This window comes from Mesorhizobium sp. M7A.F.Ca.CA.004.12.1.1, assembly GCF_003997835.1.
In the GTDB taxonomy this organism is placed as follows: domain Bacteria; phylum Pseudomonadota; class Alphaproteobacteria; order Rhizobiales; family Rhizobiaceae; genus Mesorhizobium.
On sequence record NZ_RZRK01000194.1, the window covers coordinates 1 to 8,814 of the forward strand.

Consider the following 8,814-nt stretch of genomic DNA (forward strand, 5'->3'; position numbering starts at 1 on the left):
GTCTTCATCGCCTGCAGCCGGATGATGCCGGCCTCGTCCGGCGGCGTCTGTTCGGCTTCGAGGTCGAGCTTCTGGCCGCCGACCATGCCGCCGGGTCCGGCGGCGCGGGCCAGCGCCAGCACCAGGGCCGCCCGCCGCTCCGCGGGCAGGGCGGTCGCCTCGCCGGCGATGACGTCGAAGGCCAGCGTCAGCAAGGCATCGCCAGCCAGGATGGCGGTCGCCTCGTCGAAGGCTCTGTGCACGGTCGGCTGGCCACGACGCAGGTCATCGTCGTCCATGGCGGGCAGGTCGTCGTGTATCAGCGAATAGCAATGCACGCATTCAAGTGCGGCGGCGACACGCAGTGTCGCCTCGCCATCGGCGGAAAAAAGGGCGGCACTTTCCATGACCAGGAAGGGCCGCAGGCGCTTGCCGCCGTTCAGCACGCCGTGCCGCATGGCTGCCATCAACCGCTCAGGCCGGGCGATCTCGCCCGAAAGCGCGCGGTCGTCGAGCAGCCGCCGCAGCAGCACCTCGACGGCGGCAGCGCGTCGGATGAGCGCCATTTCGAACGCCATTTGGTCGTCATTCGTCATGGCCGGGACCGGTAGCCGACACTCAGACGTTGCGCAAGAAGGCAAGCGCCATTATGCCGGAGCAGTATGAGCCCGTTTGGAAACTCTGCTCCTGCGGTCATCTGAGGGCGTTTTCTGCGCTTCCGGTGCTTGCGTACTCTAATGTACGCTCCGCTCCGGTTCTCGAAAACACCGTCACATGACTCACAGGAGCGCGTTTCAAAACGAGCTCTCTGGCACGGGTTGGGCGGCTTGGCGGAACCGATCGTCGATCATGAAACCGAAAAGCTGGACATGGCGACGAGATCGCGAGGCGTAAATCGCCGCGGTCTCAAACGCTGGGTCCGGCGCGGCATCGTCGTGGCCGCGGTGCTGGCTTTGATTCCGGTCGTGCTGACCTTTCTCTACCTGCCGTTCTTCGTGCATCCTGTCTCGACGCTGATGTTGAAGGATCTGGCGACGTTCTCCGGTTACGACCGCCGCTGGGTGTCGATCGACGACGTGTCGCCGGTGCTGGCCAATTCCGTCATCATGTCGGAGGATGGGCAGTTCTGCTTTCATCGTGGCGTCGATCTCGGCGAGCTGAGAGGCGTCGTCGACGACGCGCTGGCCGGCGAAGCGACGCGCGGTGCCTCGACCATCACCATGCAGACGGTAAAGAACCTGTTTCTGTGGTCGCGGCCGCTGGGCTCGGTGCGCAAGGTGGTCGAATTGCCGCTGGCCGTCTATTTCGATGCGGTGATGTCGAAACGGCGCATCATGGAAATCTACCTCAACATCGCCGAGTGGGGGCCGGGCATCTACGGCATCGAGGCCGCGGCACAGCACCATTTTGGCGTTTCGGCAAAACAGCTGTCGCGACGGCAGGCCGCCTTGCTTGCGGTTTCCTTGCCAAATCCGATCGCCCGCAATCCGGCCAAACCCGGGCCTGGCTTGAGGCGGCTCGCCAATCTGATCGAGCGGCGCGCCGGCCGCTCCGGCGCCTATGTCGGTTGTCTCCGCTAGCCGATCCAAAAAAATTCGCGCCAGTGCTGGCCAAAACGGCACAGGGCGTGTATAGGCACCCGACTTTCTCAGATTTAGGCCCCGACATGGCCCTTTCACGAGGGCGGGCGGGGCTTTTGACCATGTAGTGGAGCATATCCGTGGCCGTTCCGAAACGTAAAACCTCTCCGTCCAAGCGCGGCATGCGCCGCTCGGCCGACGCCCTCAAGGCCCCGACCTATGTCGAGGACAAGAATTCCGGCGAAATGCGCCGTCCGCATCATATCGACCTGAAGACCGGCATGTATCGCGGTCGTCAGGTGTTGACGCCCAAGGAAAGCTGAGACCAGCTTTTTCAAAGGTTTGAATTTCCATAAGGACCGGCCGGTGGCTGGTCCTTTTGCGTTTGGGCCGGACGGCAGCGCATTTCGAGGCGTGCACCGCCGGCGTTGCAAATCCTTCGGCCGGCAACCGGCTGACATGGTTGTTGCGTGCGGTCTTCGACCGTGTTCAGCGCTGATGGCGAAACATCTTGACGACGTGGCCATGGCGCATTCTACAAAGGATCGCCCCCACATGGAGACGCCAGATGTTCGGTGCCATTCCGCTGCTGATCGTGCCTTTCGTGCTCTACAACCTCGGACTGCTGGGAATTTTCGGCAGCGGTGACGATCCGTGGGCGAGCGAGGTCTTCTCCTTCAGTATGATGTCGGGCGGCGTGTTCTCGATGACGCTGGGCGACCTGATGATACTGATCGGGCTGGTCTTCCTGTTCCTCGAAATGGCGAAGTCGGTGCGCACGACCAATGCCTCGATCATGGACCATCTTCTGTCGACGCTGGTATTCGTGGCCTTCCTGGTCGAGTTCCTGCTGGTGAAGGGCGCCGCCCATTCCGTCTTCTTCACGCTGATGGTCATCGCGCTGTTCGATGTGCTGGCCGGATTCGCGGTGTCGATGCGATCGGCCAGCCGGGACATCAATCTGAATTAGGTCCCCAGCGCGGAAGGCGGAAGTTTGACGGGCGCTTGCGCTGACAGTTGTCGGAAACGCCCGTAACGTCCCCGACGCTCAGCCCGGATCGGCGGTGAAGCCGGCGGCCTCGATGCCGGCGATGGCCGCGGCTTCGTCATTGTCCGACGTGTCACCTGAAATGCCGACGGCGCCGAGGATGGCTCCGGCCTTGTCGCGGATCAGCACGCCGCCGACGACCGGCAGCACGCGTCCGCCAGAGACGTCCGAGATGCCGGCGACGAGGTGCGGGCGCTCCTTGGCGAAAGCCTCGACTTTGCGCGAGCCCATGCCGATGGCGAGCGCACCATAGGCCTTGCCGGCCGACATTTGCGGGCGCAGGAACGAGGCGCCGTCCTGGCGCTGGAAGGCGACCAGATGCCCGCCGGCGTCGAGCACCGAGACGCCAAGCGGCTTAAGCTTGAGATCGGAGCCCTTGGCAAAGGCGGCATCGATGATTTGCCTGGCTTTTTCGAGCGGCAGTGCGGTCATGGCGGTCTCCTGTCTGAAAGGCGTCGATCATCGACCGTCGACGGGCGAGATAACATCCCGGTTTCGGTTGAAATTGCTTCGCGTGAAGAGGTGGGAAGGAAGCGACCGTCACAGCCTCCGGATAGGAGTTGGTGCCTGTGCGGCTTCAGGTCATTTTTTCTTGGCGCGGGCCGGCTTCTTGGCAGGTTCCGCTGGCGCGTTGGCGAGGTCTTCGGCTTCCTTGGCGAGACGCAGCGCCCGCAGCTTGTTGGTCTTGGCCTGGCGGGCGTCGCTCTCGGCGACGTATTCGGCCATCGCCTTCTGGCGGACGGTTGCCGCCTCTTCCTGCTTCTTGAAGCGCAGGTCGGCGCGTGCGCGGGCAGCATCCCGAGAGTTCTCAACCAAGACCTTATCCAATCCCGTGAATTGTGATTTTCCGCTTCTTCTAGCAGAGCCGGCCCCCAAACGGGAAAATAAGTTGGTCAAGCGGCAGAGTCGGCGGCGAGAGCCTTGCTGGCAACCAGGGCTTCATAGGCGGCCTGCAAGGTGGCGCGGACAGAAGGACCCGAGGCGGTATCGAGCGGCTTGCCGAGATGTTCATGGCGCAACTCGTCCATGAATTTGTCCCACATCGGCTGTCCGCCCTTTTCCAGAAGTTCGGCGCGGATCGAGAGTTCTTCGCTGACCGGCAGCCAGACGCGGCCCCAGGCGCCAAGATGGGCCAGGATCGGCACCAGCGTGATCGCCATTTCGGTCAGGCTGTAGATCGCCTTCTGCTTGTGCGAGGGGTCGTCGGCTTTGGTCAGCATGCCCAGTTCCATCAGCCGCTTCAGCCGATCGGCGAGGATGTTGGAGGCGATGCCTTCCATCGATCCGTTGAGCAGCTCGCGAAAATGACGCCTGCCGCCGAAGATCATGTCGCGAAGGATGATCAGACTCCAGCGATCGCCGAACACTTCCAGCGACAGGTTGATCGGACATCCGGACCGGCGATCCATGCTCATGAGATTTTTTCTCCAAAACCAGTTGCATTGTCGTATCAGTTTTATTATCGTGCAACCGATTGCAAAATGCAATCAGTATTGCAGGAGAGGAGGCCGCACCGTGACGACGACCGAACGCCCCGAAATCATATCCGAAACCTTTGGCGATCCGGCGAACCCGCCGCTGTTGCTGATCATGGGAGCGATGGCCTCGATGCTGTGGTGGCCGGAGGCGTTTTGCCGGGAACTGGCCGATGCCGGCCTGTTCGTGATCCGCTACGACAATCGCGATACCGGCCGTTCGACCAAATACAAGCCGGGAGAGCCGCCCTACACGTTCGATGATATGGCCGACGATGCAATGCGCGTTCTCGACGACCACGGTATCGGCAAGGCGAATGTCGTCGGCATGTCGATGGGCGGCATGATCGCGCAGCTTGTGGCGTTGGAACACCCGTCCCGTGTCGCATCGCTGACCGTCATCAGCAGCACGCCCGTGGGAACCGACACTTCGCACCTGCCGCAGACGAGCGATGCCTATATCGAGCATTCGGCCGAGGGCGCCAAAGTCGATTGGTCGGACCGTGGCCAGGTGGTCGATTTCATCGTCAGGGATGCGCGGGCGATCGCCAGCGTCGCACATCCATTCGACGAGGCCCGGATGCGTGCCTTTGTCGAGCAGGATCACGACCGCTCCGGCGGCTTCCTGAGCGCGACCAACCATTTCATGCTCAGGGGCGGCGACGCGTGGAAAGGCCGCTTGCATGAAATGACGGCGCCGCTGCTGGTCATCCACGGCACGGCCGATCCGATCTTTCCGGTCGAACATGGCGAGGCGCTGGGGAAGGCGGTCACCGGCGCGAAAATCATCCGGATCGAAGGTGGCGGCCACGAGCTGCATCCAAACGACTGGGATATGATTGTTGCCGGCATCGTCGCCCACGCCGCTTGAAGCGGCAAAAGCAGGCCTTGACGAGCAATCCTTGCCGCAGTGTTTACCTATGACGAGCATGCCCGGCGCCGGCCACCGATAAACCAGGAAACAGGCGAGCAAAAAATGTCCCTGACGCTTCATTTCCATCCGCTGGCCTCCTTCTGCTGGAAGCCGCTGATCGCGCTGTACGAGAACGCCACGCCGTTCAAGCCTGTCATCGTCGATCTTGGCGATGCTCAGTCGCGCGCGGCCTTCCTGAAGATTTCGCCGGCCGGCAAGATGCCGGCGCTGCGCGACGATGCGCGCGACCGCACGGTGCTGGAATCGACCATTGTTGTCGAATATCTGGCCGCGCATTATCCGGGGCCGGTCGACCTCGTTCCCGCCGACATCGACCTGGCGCTGGCCGTTCGCCAAGCCGACCGCTTCTATGATTTCTATGTGCAGGAGCCGATGCAGAAGATCGTCGGCGATCGGTTGCGGCCGCAGGACAAGACTGACCCGTTCGGCGTCGAGCAGGCCTGCGACCAGCTTCGCAATTCCTATGCCATCATCGAACAAGACATGCAGTCGAAGATCTGGGCGATGGGCGACACCTTCACCATGGCCGATTGCGCAGCGTCCCCGGCGCTGTTCTATGCCAACAAGGTCGAGCCGTTCGGCGACAAGTATCCGACCGTGAAACGCTACCATGACCGGCTGCTGCAGCGCTCCGCCTTCGCCCGGGTGATCGAGGAGGCGCAGCCCTACTTCAAGTTCTTCCCCTACAACAACGGTTGATCGGGGTTAGGCTTCCCAGAACTGATCGAGCCAGATGTTGAGTTTGAGGAAGCCGGTGCCGCTTACCGTATAGACGCGCCTTGTTCCTTCCGGCTTGGCGTGGACCAGGCCGGCATCGAGCAGCACTTTCAGATGTTGCGACACAGCCGGGCGCGAGACCGGCAAGCCGGCGGCCAGTTCGGTGACGGTTTTCGGGCCGCGGCGAAGTTCTTCCAGAAGATGGCGCCGATTGGGATCGGCAATCGCCATGAAGGCGTCGGAAAACATCATGCCTGTATTAGTGAGGCAAAGCCTTTCGAATCTCAACCGTCTGCTTCTGCTTTTCTTCTGGGATCGAGCCGCAATGCTTCCGGGGTGACCGAACGGTCGGCCGGCTGCGTCTTGAAGGCATCACGATCGCCGATCGGCACCGGCGCGCGGCGGCTGATGCGCAGCAGCGTGTAGCCTGCCAGGCAGAGATGCGCCAAGGCGGTCGCCAAGAACAGACCTTCCGGGCGCATCCAGCCCATCAAAGCGGCGGCGAGCAAGGGTCCAATCATCGTGCCGAAGCCGTAGAGCAGCAACAGCCCGCCAGATACCTTGACGAAATCCTCCGAGCGCGCGTGGTCGTTGGCATGCGCCACGGCAATCGAATAGAGCGTGTAGGCGAAGGCGCCATAGGCGGCAGTGAAGACGATGACGAAGACGCCGGAGCGCGGCTCGAACAGAAAGATCAAGAGCGCGAACAAAGCCCCGCCGAAAGCCGCTCCCGCCAGCACGAAACGCCGGTCGGTCTTGTCGGAGAGACGCCCGGCCGGAAGCTGCATCGCGGCACCGGCAACGACCACAAGGCTCATCATCAGGGCGATCTCGGCCGTGGAAATGCCGATGCGGGCGCCATAGACGGCGCCAAGCGTGCCCCAGGCGCCGTTGGCGATGCCGATCAACACGCAAGCGACCGCCGACACCGGCGAATTGGCATAAAGGCCTCTGACATCAAGTGAGACATCCTGCAGCGGCTTGGGGTGAGAGGCGGTCGAGACCGCCGTCGGAATGAGCGATAGGCAAAACAGGATGCCGGTGATCATGAACAGCGATGCGGACTTCACGTCGCCGCCGGCGACGATCATCTGCCCGCCCATGATCGAGGCATAAGTGACCATCATGTAGAGGCCGAAGACGGTGCCGCGGTTCTCGTTGGTGGCCTTCTCGTTCAGCCAGCTTTCGATGACCATGAAGGCACCGGCCATGGTGAAGCCGGTGAAGGCGCGCAGCAGGATCCAGACATATTCGTCGATGATCAGCCCGGTCAGTAGCGCCACGATGGCGCCGGATGCGGCAAAGGCGCCAAAGGCGCGAACGTGGCCTGCGCGGCGCACGATGCGCGGTGCGAAGAAGCAGCCGGTGACGAAGCCGCCGGCCCATGCCGTGCCCATCAGGCCGAGCGATGCGGTCGAGAAACCTTCCAGTTGACCGCGCAGGGGCAAGAGCAGTCCATGCAATCCAGATGCCGCGAGCAGGAAAGCGGTGCCGCGAAGCAGCGAGAGGATCGGTCGGTAGGTTGCGAACATTGTTTGATCCGGCTCAGGTTTGGCGGGGACGCTGGGTCTGAAGACAGCCGCATTCGGGCTTTTCGGCGGCGGGCTTTGCGCCAGCGCGCCTATCCGCGGCGGAACAGTGCTTCGGCCGCGGATTTGGTGGTGTCCTTGGCCTTGAGTTCGGCTTCCAGGCGGGCAATTTCGTCGCGCAGGATACCGATCCGCTCGGTCAAGTCGCTGACGGAAAGCAGTGACAGGTCCTGCCCGATCTCGTGCGGGCGTGACTTCTTCTTGGGTTCGTCGTCGAAGATCGCCATCGTCGCTCCTCCTCCGCCAAGACCAGATTGGCCATTTGCCTGATTTGGCAATCAGCATACATAGGGCAGGGGCGTCGATGCAAACAGCCGATCGGACAACGGCGAGGAAAGACGGGAAATCTCATGGCGAGCGGACAGAAAATTCCGGCAAGGATGACGGCCATCGCGATCTCGGAGCCGGGTGGCCCTCGGGTCCTGAAGCCGGAAACACGCGACGTGCCGCAGCCCGGCCCCGGCGAGATCCTGATCAAGGTGCATGCCGCCGGCGTCAACCGGCCCGATATCCAGCAGCGCAAGGGCGCCTATCCGCCGCCGCCCGGCGCGTCGGACCTGCCGGGCCTCGAGGCGTCGGGCGAAGTGGCGGCCCTTGGCGACGACATATCGCGCTGGCGCATCGGCGACCGCGTCTGCGCGCTGACGCCCGGCGGCGGCTATGCCGAATATGTCAAGGTGCATGCCGGGAGCGTGCTGCCGTTGCCCGCCGGCTTCACCCATACCGAAGCCGCGGCGGTGCCGGAAAACTACTTCACCGTCTGGCACAATGTGTTCGAGCGTGGCGGCCTCAAGAAAGGCGAGACGCTGCTCGTCCATGGCGGCTCGTCCGGCATCGGCGCGACGGCGATCCAGCTTGCCTCGGCCTTCGGCGCCTATGTCATCACCACCGCCGGCAGCAAGGAGAAATGCGACGCCTGCCTGAAGCTCGGCGCAGACCGGGCGATCAACTATCGCGAGGCGGATTTCGTCGCCGCGGTCAAGGAGGCAACGGACGGCAAGGGCGCCAACGTCATCCTCGACATGGTCGGCGGCGACTATGTGGCGCGCAACTATGAGGCCGCTGCGGTCGAGGGTCGGATCGTCCAGATCGCCGTGCAGGCCGGCGCTGTCGCAAGCGCGGATTTTTCGAAAATCATGGTCAAGCGGCTTACCCACACCGGGTCGACGCTGAGGCCGCGCACCGTCGAGTTCAAGGCGGCGATCGCGGCGGCGCTGGAAGCGCAGGTGTGGCCGTTGCTCGGCACGCGCAAGGTTGCTCCTGTCATGGACATGATCTTCCCGCTCAGCGAAGCCTGGCGGGCGCATGAGCGGATGGAGGACGGCGAACACATCGGCAAGATCGTGCTCGACGTCGGCTGACAGCGAGCGAGGTCAGCGCCTCGCTGCCTACAAGATGAACAGAAGCTTAATGCTGCAATGCAGCATTTGCATCATTGCTATGCAAAATCAGCCATTCAAGTCCTCATCGATGACGCCTATTTGAGCACCAT

Annotated in this window: 13 protein-coding genes; 6 read left to right on the forward strand and 7 right to left on the reverse strand. The window is 62.8% G+C overall.

Annotated elements, in window-relative coordinates; genetic code table 11:
* Window positions 1-575 (reverse strand): polyprenyl synthetase family protein (locus EN984_RS12710; RefSeq protein ID WP_206517423.1); only part of this gene is annotated, 575 nt, incomplete at its 3' end.
* Between the two features lie 222 nt (window positions 576-797).
* Between EN984_RS12710 and EN984_RS12715 the strand changes: the two genes are divergently transcribed.
* From EN984_RS12715 to EN984_RS12725, 3 genes are all read left to right on the forward strand, one after another.
* The gene (locus EN984_RS12715; RefSeq protein ID WP_127271462.1) at window positions 798-1,559 is read left to right on the forward strand and encodes a transglycosylase domain-containing protein; all 762 of its coding nucleotides are present in this window, start codon (window positions 798-800) and stop codon (window positions 1,557-1,559) included.
* A gap of 140 nt (window positions 1,560-1,699) precedes the next feature.
* On the forward strand, window positions 1,700-1,882 hold the full coding sequence (gene rpmF / locus EN984_RS12720; protein WP_008834724.1) for a 50S ribosomal protein L32: 183 nt from the start codon (window positions 1,700-1,702) through the stop codon (window positions 1,880-1,882).
* A 245-nt stretch (window positions 1,883-2,127) separates the two neighbouring features.
* Window positions 2,128-2,529 carry a hypothetical protein gene (locus EN984_RS12725; RefSeq protein WP_023810946.1) on the forward strand — a complete coding sequence of 134 codons (402 nt, stop codon included), beginning with the start codon at window positions 2,128-2,130 and terminating at the stop codon, window positions 2,527-2,529.
* Between the two features lie 78 nt (window positions 2,530-2,607).
* On the opposite strand, the gene EN984_RS12730 is transcribed toward EN984_RS12725, so the two are convergent.
* From EN984_RS12730 to EN984_RS12740, 3 genes are all read right to left on the reverse strand, one after another.
* Window positions 2,608-3,039 (reverse strand): heme-binding protein, encoded by a 432-nt coding sequence (locus tag EN984_RS12730; protein ID WP_127272531.1) that lies wholly within the window; start codon window positions 3,037-3,039, stop codon window positions 2,608-2,610.
* A gap of 150 nt (window positions 3,040-3,189) precedes the next feature.
* A complete protein-coding gene (locus EN984_RS12735; protein WP_027037125.1) occupies window positions 3,190-3,423 on the reverse strand; it encodes a hypothetical protein in 234 nt (77 codons plus the stop codon).
* 77 nt (window positions 3,424-3,500) lie between these two features.
* On the reverse strand, window positions 3,501-4,022 hold the full coding sequence (locus EN984_RS12740) for a helix-turn-helix domain-containing protein (protein WP_127269299.1): 522 nt from the start codon (window positions 4,020-4,022) through the stop codon (window positions 3,501-3,503).
* 100 nt (window positions 4,023-4,122) lie between these two features.
* Here EN984_RS12740 and EN984_RS12745 point away from each other — a divergent pair, with 100 nt between their 5' ends.
* Window positions 4,123-4,953, forward strand: a complete 831-nt coding sequence (locus tag EN984_RS12745) for an alpha/beta hydrolase (protein ID WP_127269298.1) — start codon at window positions 4,123-4,125, stop codon at window positions 4,951-4,953.
* A 105-nt stretch (window positions 4,954-5,058) separates the two neighbouring features.
* Window positions 5,059-5,715, forward strand: coding sequence for a glutathione S-transferase family protein (locus tag EN984_RS12750; protein WP_127269297.1), 657 nt, complete (start codon window positions 5,059-5,061; stop codon window positions 5,713-5,715).
* Between the two features lie 6 nt (window positions 5,716-5,721).
* Here the strand turns inward: EN984_RS12750 and EN984_RS12755 are convergent, their stop codons facing one another.
* The 3 genes from EN984_RS12755 to EN984_RS12765 are packed head-to-tail and all read right to left on the reverse strand — an operon-like array spanning window position 5,722 to window position 7,549.
* On the reverse strand, window positions 5,722-5,985 hold the full coding sequence (locus EN984_RS12755) for a metalloregulator ArsR/SmtB family transcription factor (protein ID WP_013529232.1): 264 nt from the start codon (window positions 5,983-5,985) through the stop codon (window positions 5,722-5,724).
* 32 nt (window positions 5,986-6,017) lie between these two features.
* Complete coding sequence (locus EN984_RS12760; RefSeq protein ID WP_348628944.1) at window positions 6,018-7,388, reverse strand: MFS transporter; 1,371 nt, start codon at window positions 7,386-7,388, stop codon at window positions 6,018-6,020.
* Entirely contained in the window at window positions 7,355-7,549 is a 195-nt protein-coding gene (locus tag EN984_RS12765) for a DUF1192 domain-containing protein (RefSeq protein ID WP_127269295.1), read from the reverse strand. Before EN984_RS12765 ends, EN984_RS12760 begins: the two co-directional genes overlap by 34 nt.
* Window positions 7,550-7,672: 123 nt before the next feature.
* On the opposite strand from EN984_RS12765, the gene EN984_RS12770 reads away from it, so the two are divergent.
* Entirely contained in the window at window positions 7,673-8,683 is a 1,011-nt protein-coding gene (locus EN984_RS12770) for an NAD(P)H-quinone oxidoreductase (RefSeq protein WP_127272530.1), read from the forward strand.
* Window positions 8,684-8,814: the final 131 nt, after the last annotated feature.

Coding starts and splice junctions, on each gene's coding strand:
- EN984_RS12725 (WP_023810946.1), top strand. CDS start 2,128: ATGTTCGGTGCCATTCCGCTGCTGATCGTGCCTTTCGTGCTCTACAAC.
- EN984_RS12730 (WP_127272531.1), bottom strand. CDS start 3,039: ATGACCGCACTGCCGCTCGAAAAAGCCAGGCAAATCATCGATGCCGCC.
- EN984_RS12740 (WP_127269299.1), bottom strand. CDS start 4,022: ATGAGCATGGATCGCCGGTCCGGATGTCCGATCAACCTGTCGCTGGAA.
- EN984_RS12750 (WP_127269297.1), top strand. CDS start 5,059: ATGTCCCTGACGCTTCATTTCCATCCGCTGGCCTCCTTCTGCTGGAAG.
- EN984_RS12755 (WP_013529232.1), bottom strand. CDS start 5,985: ATGATGTTTTCCGACGCCTTCATGGCGATTGCCGATCCCAATCGGCGC.
- EN984_RS12765 (WP_127269295.1), bottom strand. CDS start 7,549: ATGGCGATCTTCGACGACGAACCCAAGAAGAAGTCACGCCCGCACGAG.
- EN984_RS12770 (WP_127272530.1), top strand. CDS start 7,673: ATGGCGAGCGGACAGAAAATTCCGGCAAGGATGACGGCCATCGCGATC.